General features: G+C 71.7%; 19 protein-coding genes. 11 read left to right on the top strand and 8 right to left on the bottom strand.

All coding sequences use genetic code 11. The annotated features are described in order from the left end of the window. Positions 1-6 precede the first annotated feature (6 nt). Both AA23TX_RS20615 and AA23TX_RS20610 read right to left on the bottom strand, forming a co-directional pair. Positions 7-798 carry a thioesterase family protein gene (locus tag AA23TX_RS20615; RefSeq protein ID WP_155544120.1) on the bottom strand — a complete coding sequence of 264 codons (792 nt, stop codon included), beginning with the start codon at positions 796-798 and terminating at the stop codon, positions 7-9. Next, positions 798-1,697, bottom strand: coding sequence for a RecB family exonuclease (locus tag AA23TX_RS20610; protein ID WP_155544119.1), 900 nt, complete (start codon positions 1,695-1,697; stop codon positions 798-800). Before AA23TX_RS20610 ends, AA23TX_RS20615 begins: the two co-directional genes overlap by 1 nt. Before the next feature lie 238 nt (positions 1,698-1,935). Here AA23TX_RS20610 and AA23TX_RS20605 point away from each other — a divergent pair, with 238 nt between their 5' ends. Continuing rightward, positions 1,936-3,087, top strand: coding sequence for a site-2 protease family protein (locus tag AA23TX_RS20605; protein WP_155544118.1), 1,152 nt, complete (start codon positions 1,936-1,938; stop codon positions 3,085-3,087). A gap of 62 nt (positions 3,088-3,149) precedes the next feature. Beyond that, positions 3,150-3,980, top strand: coding sequence for a tRNA (adenine-N1)-methyltransferase (locus tag AA23TX_RS20600; protein ID WP_155544117.1), 831 nt, complete (start codon positions 3,150-3,152; stop codon positions 3,978-3,980). Positions 3,981-3,990: 10 nt separating this feature from the next. Here AA23TX_RS20600 and AA23TX_RS20595 read toward each other — a convergent pair whose 3' ends face one another. Next, positions 3,991-4,440: a hypothetical protein gene (locus AA23TX_RS20595; RefSeq protein ID WP_155544116.1), complete on the bottom strand. Its 450-nt coding sequence runs from the start codon at positions 4,438-4,440 to the stop codon at positions 3,991-3,993. A gap of 13 nt (positions 4,441-4,453) precedes the next feature. Further along, on the bottom strand, positions 4,454-5,314 hold the full coding sequence (locus AA23TX_RS20590) for a flagellar basal body-associated FliL family protein (RefSeq protein WP_155544115.1): 861 nt from the start codon (positions 5,312-5,314) through the stop codon (positions 4,454-4,456). 360 nt (positions 5,315-5,674) lie between these two features. Between AA23TX_RS20590 and arc the strand changes: the two genes are divergently transcribed. Continuing rightward, positions 5,675-7,477 carry a proteasome ATPase gene (gene arc, locus AA23TX_RS20585; protein WP_155544114.1) on the top strand — a complete coding sequence of 601 codons (1,803 nt, stop codon included), beginning with the start codon at positions 5,675-5,677 and terminating at the stop codon, positions 7,475-7,477. Positions 7,478-7,526: 49 nt separating this feature from the next. Here arc and AA23TX_RS20580 read toward each other — a convergent pair whose 3' ends face one another. Further along, entirely contained in the window at positions 7,527-8,450 is a 924-nt protein-coding gene (locus tag AA23TX_RS20580) for a DMT family transporter (protein ID WP_155544113.1), read from the bottom strand. A gap of 96 nt (positions 8,451-8,546) precedes the next feature. On the opposite strand from AA23TX_RS20580, the gene AA23TX_RS20575 reads away from it, so the two are divergent. Then, on the top strand, positions 8,547-9,392 hold the full coding sequence (locus tag AA23TX_RS20575; protein ID WP_155544112.1) for a DUF3626 domain-containing protein: 846 nt from the start codon (positions 8,547-8,549) through the stop codon (positions 9,390-9,392). Here the strand turns inward: AA23TX_RS20575 and AA23TX_RS20570 are convergent. Together AA23TX_RS20570 and AA23TX_RS20565 are read right to left on the bottom strand one after the other, a co-directional pair. Next, entirely contained in the window at positions 9,369-10,262 is an 894-nt protein-coding gene (locus AA23TX_RS20570) for a TIGR03620 family F420-dependent LLM class oxidoreductase (protein ID WP_155544111.1), read from the bottom strand. The genes AA23TX_RS20575 and AA23TX_RS20570 overlap by 24 nt on opposite strands. Before the next feature lie 68 nt (positions 10,263-10,330). Continuing rightward, positions 10,331-10,669: an ArsR/SmtB family transcription factor gene (locus AA23TX_RS20565; protein ID WP_155544110.1), complete on the bottom strand. Its 339-nt coding sequence runs from the start codon at positions 10,667-10,669 to the stop codon at positions 10,331-10,333. Between the two features lie 45 nt (positions 10,670-10,714). Here AA23TX_RS20565 and AA23TX_RS20560 point away from each other — a divergent pair, with 45 nt between their 5' ends. From AA23TX_RS20560 to AA23TX_RS20550, 3 genes are read left to right on the top strand one after another with little or no spacing between them, the layout of a single operon-like run. Beyond that, positions 10,715-11,053, top strand: a complete 339-nt coding sequence (locus tag AA23TX_RS20560) for a hypothetical protein (RefSeq protein WP_155544109.1) — start codon at positions 10,715-10,717, stop codon at positions 11,051-11,053. Continuing rightward, positions 11,050-11,979, top strand: coding sequence for an aldo/keto reductase (locus AA23TX_RS20555; RefSeq protein ID WP_155544108.1), 930 nt, complete (start codon positions 11,050-11,052; stop codon positions 11,977-11,979). The genes AA23TX_RS20560 and AA23TX_RS20555 overlap by 4 nt, the downstream gene beginning before the upstream one ends. Positions 11,980-12,027: 48 nt before the next feature. Next, entirely contained in the window at positions 12,028-12,579 is a 552-nt protein-coding gene (locus AA23TX_RS20550) for a hypothetical protein (RefSeq protein WP_230862588.1), read from the top strand. Here AA23TX_RS20550 and AA23TX_RS20545 read toward each other — a convergent pair. After that, positions 12,570-13,088, bottom strand: coding sequence for an NUDIX domain-containing protein (locus tag AA23TX_RS20545; RefSeq protein ID WP_155544107.1), 519 nt, complete (start codon positions 13,086-13,088; stop codon positions 12,570-12,572). The genes AA23TX_RS20550 and AA23TX_RS20545 overlap by 10 nt on opposite strands. 42 nt (positions 13,089-13,130) lie before the next feature. Between AA23TX_RS20545 and dop the strand changes: the two genes are divergently transcribed. The 4 genes from dop to prcA all read left to right on the top strand — a co-directional run bounded on the left by dop (position 13,131) and on the right by prcA (position 16,767). Next, the gene (gene dop / locus AA23TX_RS20540) at positions 13,131-14,633 is read left to right on the top strand and encodes a depupylase/deamidase Dop (protein ID WP_155544106.1); all 1,503 of its coding nucleotides are present in this window, start codon (positions 13,131-13,133) and stop codon (positions 14,631-14,633) included. Between the two features lie 86 nt (positions 14,634-14,719). Next, a complete protein-coding gene (locus tag AA23TX_RS20535; RefSeq protein ID WP_013226725.1) occupies positions 14,720-14,914 on the top strand; it encodes a ubiquitin-like protein Pup in 195 nt (64 codons plus the stop codon). A gap of 147 nt (positions 14,915-15,061) precedes the next feature. Then, the gene (gene prcB / locus AA23TX_RS20530; RefSeq protein ID WP_155544105.1) at positions 15,062-15,916 is read left to right on the top strand and encodes a proteasome subunit beta; all 855 of its coding nucleotides are present in this window, start codon (positions 15,062-15,064) and stop codon (positions 15,914-15,916) included. 53 nt (positions 15,917-15,969) lie between these two features. Further along, entirely contained in the window at positions 15,970-16,767 is a 798-nt protein-coding gene (prcA, locus tag AA23TX_RS20525; RefSeq protein ID WP_155544104.1) for a proteasome subunit alpha, read from the top strand. Positions 16,768-16,787: the final 20 nt, after the last annotated feature.

Here is a 16,787-nt window from a genome sequence, read left to right as displayed (position 1 = left end):
GGGTGGCTATCCGCCCCCGGCCTGTCGCGGTCGCACCATGAGCGCCTGCGCGCCGGTGGCCACCGGACCGTCGCCGTCGTGCAGGATGCTCGTCGCCGTGCCGACGCCGTGCTTGCCCACCAGGGTGACCGCGTCGAGGCCGATCCACTCGCCCGCCGGCGGCCGCCGCAGGTGCACGGTGAGCTCGGAGTTGATGAACCACCACTTGCGCGGGTCGAGGTAGTTCGAGACGCCGTTGCCGGAGTCGGCGATGGCGAACAGGCGCTGCAGCCCGCTCGGCTCCTCGCCGTCGACCAGCGGGACGCGCTGGCGGGCCCAGACCGCCGCCGGGCCGGGCACGTCCATGCCGCCGCGGACCGCGCGCCACTCCACCGCGTCGAGGTAGCCGGCCTGCCAGCCTTCGGGCCACGGCGACTCCGTGACGCTGTCCGGCGCGGGCATCAGCGGCCCGGCGTCCGTGGCGATCTCCGAGGTGTCCGACGCCGCGATGCGCCACGCCGAAGCCCGCGCGACCACGCGGTCCGCGGTCGCCAGCTCGGCCTGCAGCAGCTCGACCGACCGGCCGGGCCGCTCGACGCGGGCCCGCACGGCGAGGTCGGCGACCGGGGCCGGGCCGAGGATCTCGACGGTCACCCGCGCGAGCTCCGCCGGGTGCGCGGGTTCGACGTTTTCGAGGGCGCGGACCAGCAACGCCGACGGCGGGCCGAAGTGCTGGGACTCGGCCGACCAGGGACCGGCGGTGTGGGCGGTCGCGGAGAACCGGCCGTCGCCGAGCGGGACGTAGAAGGCGTCGGCCATCAGTCGGCCCGGTCCAGCGGGGTCTCGTCGCCCGCGTCGGGCTCCGGCCAGCCCGGGTAGGCCGGTGGCGTGCCGCCGTACTCGGGGCAGTGCGCCTGGTGGTCGCACCAGTTGCACAGCTTGCTCTTGTTCGCCCGGAAGTCGCCGGTCTTGCCCGCCTTGAGGATGGCCTGCCAGATGGCTTCGAGGGTGCGCTCGAAGCGGAGCAGCTCGGCTTCGTCCGGGGTGTAGGCGAGCGACTGGCCGTCGGTGAGGTACATCAGCTTCAGCTGGCGCGGCACGATCCCGCGCAGCCGCCACAGCACCACGGCGTAGAACTTCATCTGGAACATCGCCTTGGCCTCGCCGATTTCCCGCGGCGCGGCACCGGTCTTGTAGTCGACGACCCGGATCTCGCCGGTCGGCGCGACGTCGACGCGGTCGATGTAGCCCCGCAGCAGGACGCCGGAGCCGAGCTCGATCTCGACGTGCAGCTCGCACGCCTCCGGCTCGAGCCGCCGCGGGTCCTCCAGCTCGAAGTAGGCGTCCAGAAGCTTTTCCGCCGACCGCAACCAGTCCGCGTGGTCGTCGGGCTTCTCGCCGTCGAACAGCTCGGTCCACTCCGGACGGTCTTCGGACAGCTGCGTCCACGCCGGGCCCAGCAGCTCCCGCGCCTGTGCCGGAACGCGCTCGGCGGCCGGCAGCGCGAATAGCCGCTCCAGCACCGAGTGGACGAGCGTGCCGCGCAGCTGGGCCTTGGTCGGGACCTCCGGCAGCCGGTCGACCGCGCGGAACCGGTAGAGCAGCGGGCACTGCTTGAAGTCGCTGGCCCTCGACGGCGACAACGCGGGCCGCCGCCGCACCTGCGTGGCGACGGCGGAGGCCGGGGGTTCCGTGGTGACGGTGTCGGGGTCGGGCATGGGCAGAGCGTAACGCCGGGGTACGACAGTTCCGGCGACCGCAACGCCCACACCCCCACACCGGCCGACACGCGCACGCAGATGGCCGACACGCGTACCCCGACAGACGACACGACCCCGGAGCCGTGTCGGCCGTCCAGGTACGCGTATCGGCCGTCCGGGTACGTGGGTGTCCGTGTGCGACACCACCGGACCCGGATCACCCGGTACCCACACCGGGGGCTCTAGGCTCTCCCGCATGGCCGCGACCAGTGAGCAGGGCACCGGGGGCACCCGGCAGGCCGTCCGCTCGGACGGCGGGCTCCTGCTGTTCCGGGTCGCCGGCGTGCCCGTGCTGCTGGCGCCGTCCTGGTGGATCGGCTCGCTGGTCGTCGTCGTGCTGTACGCGCCGCTGGTCGGACGGCTGCTCCCGGACGCCTCGACGCTGACTTCGTGGGTGCTCGCGGGCGCGTTCGCGCTGCTGCTGGGCCTGTCGGTGCTCGCCCACGAGCTCGGCCACTGCCTGGCCGCGCTGCGGCTCGGGATCCCGGTGCGGCGGCTGCGCCTCTTCCTCCTCGGCGGGCTGTCCGAAGTGGCCCGCACGCCGAAGCGGCCCGTCCACGAGGGCCTGGTCGCCGCGGCGGGCCCGGCGGTGTCGTTGCTGCTGGGCGGGTTCTGCGGCCTGCTGATGTTCGCCGTCCCGCCCGACGGCGCGGTCTGGATGCTGGTGGCCGAGTGCGCCGTGGCGAACCTCGCCGTCGGCGTGTTCAACCTGCTGCCCGGCCTGCCTCTGGACGGCGGCCGGCTGGTCCGCGCGGGCGTCTGGGCGGCGACGGGGATCCGCGCGAAGGGCACGCGCGCCGCGGTCGCCGGCGGCGGGATCGTCGCCGCGGGGCTGCTCGTGTGGGCGCTGTGGGGCCTGGCGACCGGCAGCCCGGATCGCTGGCTGCGCCTCGGCGTCTGCGTCGTCACGGCGTGGTTCGTGATCCTCGGCGCGCGCTCGGAGCTGGCCGCGGAAACGCGCCGCACCTGGCCGGACGGACTGGACCTCGGCGAGCTGGTGCGGCCGGTGCTGCAGCTGCCCGCCGAAAGCCCGGTGTCGGACGCGCTGGCCGCGTCGGCCGGGCGGGGCGTGGTGCTGGTCCGCGCGGACGGCGTCGCCGCCGGCCTGCTCGACACGGGCGCGGCGGAACGCCTCGCGAGCACGTCGCCGCACGCGCCGGCGGAGCTCGCGGCCGAGCCGATCCGGGCCGAGACCGTCCTGCTGGCCTCGGAGCCGGGGGAGGACGTCGTCGAGCGCGTCCGCGAAACCGCCGCGTGGCAGTTCCTGGTGGTCGACGACGAAGGTCGCCCGGCGGGCGTGCTGCGCCGGGACGACCTGCGCGCCGCGCTGAACCGCCGTACCCGCTGACCCACCGGCCCGGGCGGCCTGCGAAGATCTGGTGTCGGCCATTCGGGGTACTGGAGGAAGTGTTGTCGGTCAGCGGACCGTTTCGCGCGGGTGATCGGGTGCAGTTGACCGACTCGAAGGGGCGGCACTACACCTTGACGCTGGCCGACGGCGGGGAGTACCACACCCACCGCGGCGGGCTCGCCCACGACGACCTCATCGGCCGTCCCGAGGGCTCGGTGGTGACGTCCGCGGGCGGGTCGACGTACCTCGCGCTGCGCCCGCTGCTGCCGGACTACGTGCTCTCGATGCCCCGCGGCGCGCAGGTGATCTACCCGAAGGACGCCGCGCAGATCGTGATGTGGGGCGACATCTTCCCGGGCGCCCGCGTGCTCGAAGCCGGCGCCGGCTCCGGCGCGCTGACCTGCTCGCTGCTGCGCGCGGTGGGTCCGGCCGGGAGCGTCCACTCGTACGAGATCCGGGACGACCACGCCGTGCACGCCGAGCACAACGTCGTGAAGTTCTTCGGCGAGAAGCCGGAAAACTGGTCACTGACGGTGGCGGACCTGGCGTCGCACGAGGGCGAGGTCGACCGGGTCGTGCTCGACATGCTCGCCCCGTGGGACCAGCTGCCGAACGTGGCCGCCCACCTGGTGCCGGGCGGCGTGCTGACCGTCTACGTCGCGACCGTGACGCAGCTCTCGCGGGTCACGGAGTCGCTTCGCGAGCAGCAGTGCTGGACCGAGCCCGAATCGTGGGAAACGCTGATGCGGCCGTGGCACGTCGTGGGCCTGGCGGTGCGCCCGGACCACCGGATGGTCGCGCACACGGCGTTCCTGCTCACGGCCCGCCGGCTCGCGGACGGGACCGTGTCCCCGCGCGTGTCGCGCCGGCCCGCCAAGGGCAAGGGCTGACGTACCCGGGCTAACCGGGAACGCACCACCGGCCGGACTCCTTGTGCAGCGGGAAGGGCGTGTCCTTCGTCCCGCCTGCCGCCTCGACGTGCACCTTCGCCGTCGCGGACTCGCCGCGGACCTCCGGCGGCTCCTTCAGGGTCGCCGTCACCGGACCGGCCGCGTCCCACGTCCGCTGCAGCTGCGCCAGGGCCTCCACGCTCTGCGGGCGGCACGTCAGCTTGCCGAACGCCGCCGAGTCGTGGGCCCTGATCGCGTCGACGATCGCGCGGGCCAGCACGTTCACCGCGGCCGTGTCGACCGCGCTCGGCGCCGCCGAAGCCGAAGTCCGGGCCGGCGGCGGCGATGCGCTCGACGGCGCGGGCGAGGTACCGGACGGCGCGACGAGCAGCAGTCCCAGCACCGCGCCCGCACCGGCCACGCCGAGCAGCACGAGCCCGGCGGCGAGCACCCGGTTCACCGACGGCGCGGGCTCACGAGCCGTCCGCCTTCACGTTGGACAGGCACCACAAGCCGGATTCCTTCTGGGCCGACATCGTGCCGACCTTGGTCTTGCTGCCGTCCGTCGCCGAGTAGCGCACGGTGGACTTGTCCCCGGTGTCCTGCGGCGTGCCGGTCAGCTTCACCGTGACCTTCGGGATCTCGCCCGTGGTGCCCTCGAAGACGCTCCGGCAGATGGTGTCGGCCAACGCCTTCTCGTCGCCCGCGTTGTAGGCGGCGATCGTCGTGTCGAACAGGTCCTGCGAGCTGCCCTTGCCGGACGGCGCCGGCCCGGAGGCGGCTTTGGTGCTCTTCGTCGACGGGCTGGACGGCGAGGTCGTTTTGCTCTTCGGGGCCGACGTCTTCGGCGCGGACGTCGGCGCCGCCGAGCTGCTGCTGGCGGGCGGCGCCGCGGTGTTGCCTTCGTCCTGGTTGGCCAGGACGAGCCAGGTCACGCCGCCGCCTACGAGGACCACCGCGGCGGCCGCGATGCCGACGATGAGCCCGGTCTTCTTTTTCTTGGGCGGGGGAGCGTCGCCGAAGCCGCCGCCCCCGTACTGGTCGTAACCGCCGAAGCCCGGCTGCTGCTGCTGGGGCTGGCCCCACTGGTCCTGCTGCCCGTACTGCGGGTAGCCCTGCTGGGGCTGAGGGCCCGTCTGGGGCGGGTAACCGCCCTGCTGCGGCTGACCGTAGGGGTCGGGCTGGCCGAACTGCTGGGTGCCGCCGTAGCCCGGCTGGGGCTGCGGGCCGCTCTGGGGGTAGCCGCCGGGCTGCTGGCCGTACGGCCCGGGCTGCTGCCCGTAGCCGCCGGGCTGCTGCCCGTAGCCGCCCGGTTGCTGCGGCGGGTAGGTCATGGGTGGTGCCCCCTCGCGTCAAGACGGTGACCCGGCCCTGGAGCGGCCGACGTCGGCCCGATGCTAGCCATCGCGGGGGACCGCCGCGCGGTTAGGGCGGAACTGGCCCGAATCGTCATCGGCGGGCGCGGTTGGGCCGTCCCGGGGGCGGGTACTCCCGACGTGCTTGGTTCGTCCTGGCCCGGATCGGCCCGCGACGCGCCGGGGCCACGGCACCGAAATGGCCTCTTGCGCTGCGGGAATGTCCGTGCTGGACCAGGCGAGGAAACCGCGACGCGCCGATCTTGTGATCCGGAAAGGCCTTTTCTTGTCGGTGATCGCCGGTACCGTGGAATGAAAAGCACTCCGAGGAGGTGCCCGATGCATCATGACCTTCCCGGAGGTCGGCGCGAGGAGGCCGACCCTTCAGCAACATCCGGAGCTGGGACGACGGCGGACGAGCAGGCTCGGCAGATCCGTTTTCTCGAGGAGGAAGTGGCGCTGCTGCGCCGCAAACTGACCGACTCGCCACGGCAGAACCGAGTGCTCGAACAGCGGCTCGCCGAGGCGTCGGAAAGGGTGAGCCAGCTCACCGAGCGCAACACCAAACTGGTCGAAACCCTGCGTGAGGCGCGAGGACAGCTCCTCGCGCTGCGTGAGGAAGTCGACCGGCTGGCCCAGCCACCGTCCGGGTACGGCGTCTTCGTCGAGGCGTACGAGGACAACACGGTGGACGTCTTCACGGCCGGCCGGAAGATGCGGGTGTCGGTATCGCCCGCGGTCGAGCTCTCGTCGTTGCGTCGCGGCCAGGCGCTGCGGCTCAACGAGGCGCTCACCGTGGTCGAGGCCGGCGGATTCGAACGCACCGGCGAGGTGTGTGCCTTGCGTGAGGTGCTCGCCGCCGACGTCGAGGGCGGCAGCCTTCGCGCGCTGGTGGTCGGGCACGCGGACGAAGAGCGGGTGGTCCTGCTCTCCGATCTGCTTGCCGAGCAGCCGCTCAAGCCGGGCGACTCGCTCCTGGTCGACTCCAAGGCCGGCTACGCGTACGAGCGCGTGCCGAAGGCGGAGGTCGAGGATCTCGTGCTGGAGGAGGTGCCCGACGTCCGCTACGAGGACATCGGTGGCCTCACCCGGCAGATCGAGCAGATCCGCGACGCGGTGGAACTGCCGTTCCTGCACGCCGACCTGTACCAGGAGTACCAGCTGCGCCCGCCCAAGGGCGTCCTGCTCTACGGCCCGCCGGGCTGCGGCAAGACGCTCATCGCCAAGGCGGTCGCGAACTCGCTGGCCAAGAAGGTGGCCGCGGCGCGGGGCGACAACGAGGACGGGAAGTCCTACTTCCTGAACATCAAGGGTCCCGAGCTGCTCAACAAGTTCGTCGGGGAGACCGAGCGGCACATCCGCCTGATCTTCCAGCGAGCGCGGGAGAAGGCCTCCGAGGGCACCCCGGTGATCGTGTTCTTCGACGAGATGGACTCGATCTTCCGGACCCGTGGGTCGGGCGTTTCGTCCGACGTGGAAACCACGATCGTGCCCCAGCTGCTGTCGGAGATCGACGGTGTCGAAGGCCTGGAGAACGTCATCGTCATCGGCGCCTCCAACCGCGAGGACATGATCGACCCGGCGATCCTGCGGCCGGGCCGGCTCGACGTCAAGATCAAGATCGAGCGTCCGGACGCCGAAGGCGCGAAGGACATCTTCTCCAAGTACCTGGCCGAAGGCCTGCCGATCCACGCCGACGACCTCGCCGAGTTCGGCGGCGACGCCAAGGCGACGTTCGACGCGATGATCCAGCACACGGTCGAGCGGATGTACGAGGAGAGCGACGAGAACCGGTTCCTCGAGGTGACCTACGCCAACGGGGACAAGGAGGTCCTGTACTTCCGTGACTTCAACTCGGGCGCGATGATCCAGAACATCGTGGACCGGGCGAAGAAGTCGGCGATCAAGTCGGTGCTCGAGACCCAGCAGCCGGGTCTCCGGGTGCAGCACCTGCTCGACGCGATCGTCGACGAGTTCGCGGAGAACGAGGACCTGCCCAACACCACCAACCCGGACGACTGGGCCCGGATCTCCGGCAAGAAGGGCGAGCGGATCGTCTACATCCGCACGCTCGTCACCGGCAAGAACCAGGACTCGGGGCGGGCGATCGACACCGCCACGAACACCGGTCAGTACCTGTAGTCCGACGCTCGATGGGGCGGTCGCTTCGGCGGCCGCCCCATCGGTGTGTCTAGCGGCTGACGAGTGCGGGTTCGGGCCTGCGCCGCCGCAGGCGTCCGTGCGCGGCGAGGATGCCCAGCACCACCAGGAGCGCCCCGGCCGGCTGGTTCCAGCTCACCGGTTCGCCCAGCACGAGCACGCCGAGCAGCACCCCGACCACGGGTGTGAGGTAGGTCACCGCGGAGGCGTTGGCTGCGCCCCAGGCGGCGATGATGCGGACGTTCCAGACATACGCGATGCCCGTGCCGAACACGCCGAGCGCCACCATGCTCGCCACCACCGCCAGGTCCAGGTGGACCGGCGTCGCCGCGACCACCGGCGCCAGCAGGCCGAGGATGACCGTCGCCGAGCCCGTCTGGCCGAACGCGACGACGACCGGGTCCACCCCGCGCGGCGAGACGAACCGGCGCATGTAGACGAAACACGCGCCGTAGCAGGTGGTGGCGCCGAGACAGGCGAGCTGCGCGGTCAGCTGGTGCGAGACGTCGACGCCGTGCCACACCCCGACGATCGTGAGCACGCCGAGGAAACCGAGCGACAGGCCGAGCACCCGAGGCGGCGTGAACCGCTCCTCGGGCAACGCCGCCGCGGCCAGCAGCATCGTGATGAGCGGGGTCGTCGCGTTGAAGATACTGGCCAAACCGGACGAAATGTACTGTTCCGCCCACGAGAACAGCAGGAACGGCACGACGCACAACAGCACCGAGACCACCGCGAGATGGCCCCACAGCACGAGATCCCGGGGAAGCGGCCGCCGGCGCACGAGCAGCACGGCAGCCAGCGCGAGAGCGCCCAAGGCGACCCGCGCGAGGGCGATCTGGCCGGGGGAGAGCCCGGCCAGTCCGACCTTGATGAACAGGAAACTCGCACCCCAGACGACGGCCAGCAGCGCGAACCGCACCGTGACGCCGAACCCCGTAGCTCCGAACCGCATGCGCGCAGTCAAGCCGGGACGCCGGGCGCGAAGCCAGCGGTTTTCGGACGTCTCGATGTGTATAACGACCTATACCCGTCGGGTTATGATGGCGCCATGGCGTGGGGGAGTGAACCGTGGCAGCGAGCGGTCGCGCACGTGGCAAGCCGCGTGTCGGGGCCGCCGCTGCCCGGCGACCTGGCCGTCACCGTGCACTTCCACCCGGACCGCCTGGTGGGCGGGGTGCCGTTGCTCCGGCACCTCGTCGCGGACGGCGTGTACCGCTCGCAGTTCGAGACGGGCACGAGCAACGGCGGCCTGACCGCCCACGCCGGCGGCGACCGCTGGCGCTGGGAGCACCGCATCTTCGGCGGGGTCTACGACGACCAGCCGCCGTCGGCCCGCCCGAAGTACGGTTCGCTCGACTACCGTCGCCGGCCGGCGGGTGGCTCTGTCCGGTTCGGCTCGTCGCACTTCCGGCTGAGGCGGGAAGTGCTCGCGCGCACGACGTTCTGCTATCCGGACAGTTTCGCCGAGCCGGAAGACTTCGGGACCGCCGAGCACATGCCGCTGGTGGCGCTCGCCGAGGCGGACACGCGGGACGAGCTCGACGACCACGTCGAAGCCCACGTCCACGGCCCGCTCCACCTCGCGACCGACGTCGAGGCGCTCGTGCTGGACCCGGCGTTCCGCGGCACCGATGTCGAGGCCGCGGCCGCCGGGCTGCCGTTTCCCACGTGCTGGCACCACGGGTTCCGGCTGCCGGTCGAGGTCCTGGCCGAGCACGCCGACTTCCGGGGCGAAGAAGTCGTGCGGGCCGGCAAGGAGATCGCCGAGGACGGCCGGCTGGACGCGCGCGTCATCGGCGACGCCGTCCGCGCCGGCCGGCACGATCCCCAGGTGCTCAAGTGCGTCTGGCACTGCACCGCGCGGTTCGGCCTACGCGGTGACTTCGGCGGGTAGCAGCGCTTCGGCGAGCCGCCGCCAGTGCGGCATGGCCGACGTGCCCGGTTCGGTCCCGATCACCTGGATGCCGACGTGGTCGGCGCCGGCGTCGAGGTGGGCGCGCAGCTTGCCGGTGATCGTGTCGAGGTCGCCCCAGGCGACGAGGTCGTCGACGAGCCGGTCGCTCCCGCGGCCGCCGTCGATGTCCGCCTGCGTGTAGCCGAGCCGGCGGAACTTCGCGATGTTGTACTCCGACGTGAGGTACCGGTGCAGGTGAGCGCGGGCGATCTCCCGTGCCTCGGCGGCGTCGGTTTCGAAGAGCACGGCCTGCTCGACGCCGAGGAACGGCCGGTCACCGAGGACCGCCCGTGCCTGGGCGGTGTGCTCCGGCGTCACGTGGTAGGTGTGGGCGCCCGCCGACCGGTTCCCGGCCAGCTCCAGCATCTTCGGTCCGTACGCGGCGAGCAGGCGCCGGACCGGCGACCGCGGCGCGGGGTTGCCGCTGGTGACGGCGTCCAGGGCGTCGAGGAAGTCGCTCATCGCCCGCAACGGCTTGGTGCCGGGCTTCCCGGCGCCGAGACCGAGGCCGAGCAGGTGGCGGTCCGGGTAGGCGTCGGCCAGCAGCAGGGCCGCGGTCTGGGTGTAGCGCGGCTCGCGCGACCAGATCCGCGCGATCCCGTTGACGACGCTCAGGCGTTCGGTGGCCGACAGCAGGAACCCGGCGTGCGTGAGGGCTTCCCGGCCGCCGCTCTCCGGGATCCAGATCGCCGGCCAGCCGAGTTCTTCCAGTTCCCGCACCGAATCCCGGATCAGGCCGGCCGGCTGGTCCTCGAAGTCGAACGTCCAGATCCCGTAGCGGCCGAGCCGCATGTTCTCGATCGAGCTCATAAATCGAAGTATCGCAGAATTACGATATGAGTCAACCGGCGGTCCGTCGAGGCGGGAAAGGGGAGAGGCTAGAGAGAGTGGCCGAGCACGGCGACGAACTCGGCGATCCGGGCCTCGTCGCGCTTGTAGTGCGTCCACTTGCCGACGCGGGTCGCGCGCACCAGGCCGGCCCGCTGCAGCGACGCCATGTAGGCCGACACGGTCGACTGCGCGAGGCCCAGCTTCTCCTGGATGTGGCTCACGCACACGCCGACCTCGACGGGGTCGGCGATCGCCCGGTCGACCGGAAAGTGCCGCTCGGGCTCCCGAAGCCACCGCAGCACCTGCAGCCGCACCGGGTTCGCGAGCGCCTTGAACACGTCGAGCAGCTGCTCGACGTCCGGCTGGGATTCGGTGCGTGTCGTCATGGCTGGTTCGAGTATATCGACGTATAACGACCTATACTCCGGGCTGTGACCGAAGAAACCCGCCGGCCTCGCGCGCCGATCACCGAAAACGACGTCCTGGCCTGGCTGGAGACCACGGCCGCCGCCGTCCAGGCGGGGGAGGTGAGCGCCCAGGAGCTCATCGACATCCTCGGGGAGCTCCGCCGGGCCTCCGCGGCCTGCGCCGACGCCTCCGACTGGGCCCTGCTCGCCGCCCGCGAAGGCGGCGCCAGCCTCCGTCAGATCGCGCCGGTCTTCGGCAAGGGCTACGTCCGGGCCCCGGCCGCGCGCCTCGAGAAGCTCCACCGCCAGGCGCAGAACGCCGACCAGTGGCTGGCCATCCTCCGGCACAAGCAGACCGCGTGAACCGCCTCGCGCTCGGCCTGGCCGCGCTGGGCCGGCCCGCCTACATCAACCTGGGCCGTGAGGGTGCTCTGCCCCCGGAGCGGGACGTCGAATCCATGCGCGCGGCGACCTTCGCGGTGCTCGACGACGCCTACGCCGCCGGGATCCGGCACGTCGACGTCGCCCGGTCGTACGGACGCTCCGAGGAGTTCCTGGCCGGCTGGCTCGCCGAGCGCGGACACACCGGCGTCGAGGTCTCCAGCAAGTGGGGTTACGCGTACGTGGGGGACTGGCGGCTCGACGCCGACGTGCACGAGGTGAAGGAGCACTCGGCGGCGCGGTTCGCGGCGCAGTGGGCGGAAACCCTGGCGCTGCTGGGGGATCGGGTCGGCCTGTACCAGGTGCATTCGCTCACTGTGGACAGTCCGCTTTTCACCGACGAGCCCCTCGTCGAAGCCTTGGCGGAGCTCGCCGCGAACGGTGTCGCGGTCGGGTTCTCGACGTCCGGGCCGGCGCAGGCGGACGCGATCGAGCGGGCCTTCGCGCTGGAAGTGGCCGGGCGTCCGGTGTTCTCGGCGGTGCAGTCGACGTGGAACGTCCTGGAGCCGTCCGCCGGTCCCGCCCTCGCCGCGGCGCACGCGGCCGGGAAGCGCGTGCTGGTCAAGGAAACCCTGGCGAACGGCAGGCTCGCGGTCGAAGCGCCGAAGGCGGTCCGTGACGTCGCGGCGGCGCACGGGACCGGGCCGGACGCGGTCGCCGTCGCGGCGGTGCTGGCGCAGGAGTGGGCCGGCGCGGCCGTCATCGGCCCGGCGAGCCCGGCTCAGCTCGAGGCGAACCTGCGCGCCACGACGCTGGAGCTGGGTGCGGCGGACCGGGACGCGTTGGCCGGGCTCGCCGAAGAACCCGGTGCGTACTGGCGACACCGGTCCTCCTTGGCGTGGGACTGAGCGGCTGCACTACCCTTCGCAGGCACGAAACCGACGACAGGAGGCCGGGTGCGTCATCGTCAGGTGGTCGCCTTGGCGGCGGTCGCGCTGGTGGGCCTGACGGCCTGCGAAGGGCCCGATCCGAACAACCTCGAGACGTACTACGACGATCCGGCGCCGACGTCCGCCCCGGTCGCGACCACCGAAGTGCCGGTGAGTCCCGCGAAGGCGGCTCCGGTCACGCCGCCGGTGCCCGATGCCGGTCTGCTCGCGGAGCAGGCGTTGCTGTCCGACGCCGACGTCGCCGAAGAAGGCGTGCAGCCGGGCTCGAGTGAGCTTGCCGGCTGCCTGGCGGATGGGCCGTCGGCGGCCAGCCGGACCGCGACCTGGCGCTATTCCAGCGGGTCGGAGCTGAGCCACCGCGTCCTGGCGTTCCCGGACGGATCGGCCGCCCAAGCCGTCGCGGACAACGAGTGCGACGGCAAGACCTGCACGGTGTTGCTGGCCAAGGGAAGGCTCGTGTCCGAGCTGACGGTCTCGGCGAGCACCGGGACCCGCGCGGTGGACGCGGCGAAGCGGCTGCTGCCGGCGATGACGGCGAAGCTCGCGGCTCAGCCGTAGCGGCGGAACCATTCCTGGACGCCTTCGCGGCCGTCGGGGATGAAGGGGAGTTCGGGCGCCGGGTCGTCGATCCAGGCGCGGAGCTCCTCCAGCGGGATCCAGCGGCCTTCGGCGATCTCCTCGGCCTGGTGGTGGATCGGGCCGTCCCAGCGGACCTCGAAGGCGAAGTTGTGGCAGCGGTTGCGGCCGTCGTCGTAGACCTTGGTGAACAGCGGTACGGGTTCCACTCCGTGGACGCCTAGCTCTTCGGCCAGTTCGCGGCGGGCGCACTCGGCCGGTGACTCGCCCGCGGCGACCACGCCGCCGGCCCAGCAGTCCCAGGTGGAGGGCCAGATGTCCTTCACCGCGGTGCGCAGGTGCACGTAGACGGCTTTCCCGTCACCCGAACGGACCAGCACGACGCCGGCGGCGTGCCACAGGCCCTCGGCGCGGACCCGGGAGCGGGTGGTCGTGCCGACGGCGGAGCCGGCCTGGTCATAGAGCGCAACGAGTTCGTCACTGCCTGGCATGGGTGCATCGTTCCACTAGGACGACCCCGTAGGGTGGTGGACATGCGGCGGATCATGGGAACCGAAGTCGAGTACGGCATCTCCGTGCCGGGCGACGCGACGGCGAACCCGGTACTCACCTCCACCCAGGTCGTGCTGGCCTACGCGGCCGCGGCCGACATCCCGCGCGCCCGGCGGGCGCGGTGGGACTACGAGGTGGAGTCCCCGCTGCGCGACGCGCGCGGGTTCGACCTGACCGGGCCCGGCGGGCCGGGCCACGACCCGGACGTCGAGGACCTGGGCGCGGCGAACGTCATCCTGACCAACGGGGCGCGGCTGTACGTCGACCACGCGCACCCGGAGTACTCGGCGCCCGAGGTGACGAACGCGCGCGACGCGGTCATCTGGGACAAGGCGGGCGAGCGGGTGATGGAGGAGGCCGCGCTCAAGGCGGCGTCCGTGCCCGGCCAGCCCCAGCTGCAGCTGTACAAGAACAACGTCGACGGCAAGGGCGCGAGCTACGGCACGCACGAGAACTACCTGTGCGCGCGGTCGACGCCGTTCACCGCGATCATCGCGGGGCTGACGCCGTTCTTCGTGTCGCGGCAGGTGGTGACCGGCTCGGGCCGGGTCGGGATCGGCCAGCAGAGCGAGGAAGCCGGGTTCCAGCTCTCCCAGCGTGCGGACTACATCGAGGTCGAGGTCGGCCTGGAGACCACGCTCAAGCGCGGGATCATCAACACCCGGGACGAGCCGCACGCGGACGCGGACAAGTACCGGCGGCTGCACGTCATCATCGGCGACGCGAACATGTCGGAGTACTCGACGTACCTGAAGGTCGGGACGACGGCGCTGATCCTCGACCTGATCGAGTCGGGCATCCGGTTCGACGACCTGAAGCTGGACGAGCCGGTGCGCGCGGTGCACCAGATCAGCCACGACCCGACGCTGAAGGCGCAGGTGGCGCTGGCGAACGGGAAGAAGTACACCGGGCTGGACCTGCAGTTCGCCTACCACGAGATCGCCTCGCAGAACCTGGAGCGCACGGGCGCGGACCAGGCGTCGAAGGAGGTCCTGCGGGTCTGGGGCGAGATCCTGGACGCGCTGGCGCGCGACCCGCAGGAGTGCGCGGACCGGCTGGACTGGCCGGCGAAGCTGCGGCTGCTGGAGGGGTACCGCCAGCGGGACAACCTGGCGTGGGGCGCGCCGCGGCTGCGGCTGGTCGACCTGCAGTACTCGGACGTCCGGCTGGCGAAGGGCCTGTACAACCGCCTGGTGACGCGCGGGTCGATGAAGCGGCTGGTGACCGAGGAAGAGGTGCTGGCCGCGGTGACGACGCCGCCCTCGGACACGCGGGCCTACTTCCGGGGCCGGGCGCTGGAGAAGTACGCGACGTCGATCGCGGCGGCGTCGTGGGATTCGGTCATCTTCGACGTGGGCAAGGAGTCGCTGGTGCGGATCCCGACCCTGGAGCCGCTGCGCGGGACGAAGGCCCACGTCGGGAAGCTGCTGGACGAGTCGGCGACGGCGGAAGACCTGGTGGAGGCGCTCACCGGTTCGGACTAGGTGGGACGCACCAGTGATCGCGGCGTTGCCCCGAATGTCGGGGCCGCTGGGTAGGCTAGGAAACATCAGCCACACCGGGAGGCGAGATGGCCCAGGAAAAGATCGAAAAGCACGGCGGCGGCGACTCTGACGAAGAGTTCGACGACACCGGCGCGGCGGGTCAGGAGCGACGCGAGAAGCTCGGCGAGGACGTGGACACGATCCTCGACGAGATCGACGACGTGCTCGAAGAGAACGCCGAGGACTTCGTCCGGGCCTACGTGCAGAAGGGCGGCGAGTAAGCCGCTCGGGGCGCCACGCCCTTGCCGACCGTTCAGCCGGCGGCCGGGGTCTCGCGTGGTGGTGACCGCGTCCGCGTGCGGGCGGTGGTGACCGGGCGCGGGGCCTCTGGTCCGCGAGGCCCGCACAGATGGGATTTTTGAGCACGTATGGACAACACCAGGGGCATCTCGGGTCCCGCGCTGCCGGCCGCGTACTTCTCGTCGGCGACGTCGTCGTTTTCCGACTTCCTGCGCGCGCAGGCGCCTGAGCTGCTTCCCCAGCGGAAGGTCTCGCCGGGCGCGGCGGAGCTGGGTGTGCCGCACGGGACGACCATTGTCGCCTGCACCTTCGCAGGCGGCGTGCTGATCGCGGGTGACCGGCGGGCGACGTCGGGCAACCTGATCGCGAGCCGGGACATCGAGAAGGTGCACGTCACCGACGAGTACTCGGCCGTGGGCATCGCGGGCACCGCGGGCCTGGCCGTGGAGATGGTGCGGCTCTACGCCGTGGAGCTGGCGCACTACGAGAAGATCGAGGGCGTTTCGCTGTCGCTGGACGGCAAGACGAACAAGCTGGCCGGGATGGTCAAGGGCAACCTCGAGATGGCGATGGCCGGGCTGGCGGCGATCCCGTTGTTCGTGGGCTACGACCTCGAGGCCGAGGACGCCAAGCACGCCGGGCGGATCGTCTCGTACGACGCGGCCGGCGGGCGCTACGAGGAGAACGGCGGCTACGCGGGCATCGGCTCGGGTTCGCTGTTCGCGAAATCCGCGCTGAAGAAGCTGCACGACCCGGACGCCGACGTCGAGGGCGCCGTGCGCGTCGCGGTCGAAGCGCTGTACGACGCGGCCGACGACGACACCGCTTCGGGCGGCCCGGACCTGGTGCGGCGGATCTTCCCGAGCGTCGTGACGATCACCGCGGAGCGCGGCGCCGTCCAGCTGCCGGAGTCGGAGACCGCGGCCGTCGCGGAAGCCGTGGTGGCCGGGCGGATCGAGCGCCACCAGAGCCGGCTCTCCTGACCCGGGGCTGAACCAGTGAACGTTGGAACACCGAAGAACCTGGAGCGCACACCGTGACGATGCCGTTGTATGCCTCTCCCGAGCAGCTGATGCGGGAGCGTTCCGAGCTGGCGCGCAAGGGCATCGCGCGCGGCCGGAGCGTGGTGGTGCTGAAGTACGCGGGCGGCGTGCTGTTCGTGGCGGAGAACCCGTCGGCGACGCTGCACAAGGTGTCCGAGATCTACGACCGGATCGGCTTCGCGGCGGTCGGGCGCTACAGCGAGTTCGAGAACCTGCGCGTGGCGGGGATCCGGCACGCGGACCTCAAGGGCTACCAGTACGACCGGCGTGACGTGAGCGCGCGGGCGCTGGCGAACGCCTACGCGGCGACGCTGGGCAGCATCTTCACCGAGCAGCTGAAGCCGTTCGAGGTCGAGGTCTGCGTGGCGGAGGTCGCGGCGACCGCGGCGGAGGACCAGCTGTACCGGCTGACCTACGACGGGTCGATCTTCGACGAGCCGCAGTACATCGTGATGGGCGGCCAGAACGAGAAGATCGCGGCGAAGCTGAAGGAGACGTTCGAGGACGGCTTGGACCTGCAGGCGGCGCTGGGTGTGGCGGTGGCCGCGCTGCGGACGCCGACCCAGCCGGCGACGACCTCGTCGACCTCGTCGGCGGGGTCCTCGTCTTCGTCCACGTCGCCGGCGAACGGCAACGGCGAGGCCGACCCGATCAAGCTGGAGGTGGCGGTCCTGGACCGCGACCGCCCGCGTCGCTCGTTCCGTCGCCTGACGGGCACGGCGCTGGACTCGCTGCTGCCGGTGCCGGACCCGCAGGGCGAGGAGCCCGAGGGCAAGCCGGAAGGCGAGTAGGACCACCCGGAGGCGGGGGC

This window comes from Amycolatopsis camponoti, assembly GCF_902497555.1.
Taxonomy (GTDB): Bacteria; Actinomycetota; Actinomycetes; order Mycobacteriales; family Pseudonocardiaceae; genus Amycolatopsis; species Amycolatopsis camponoti.
This window is presented reverse-complemented; position numbering and strand designations above follow the sequence as displayed.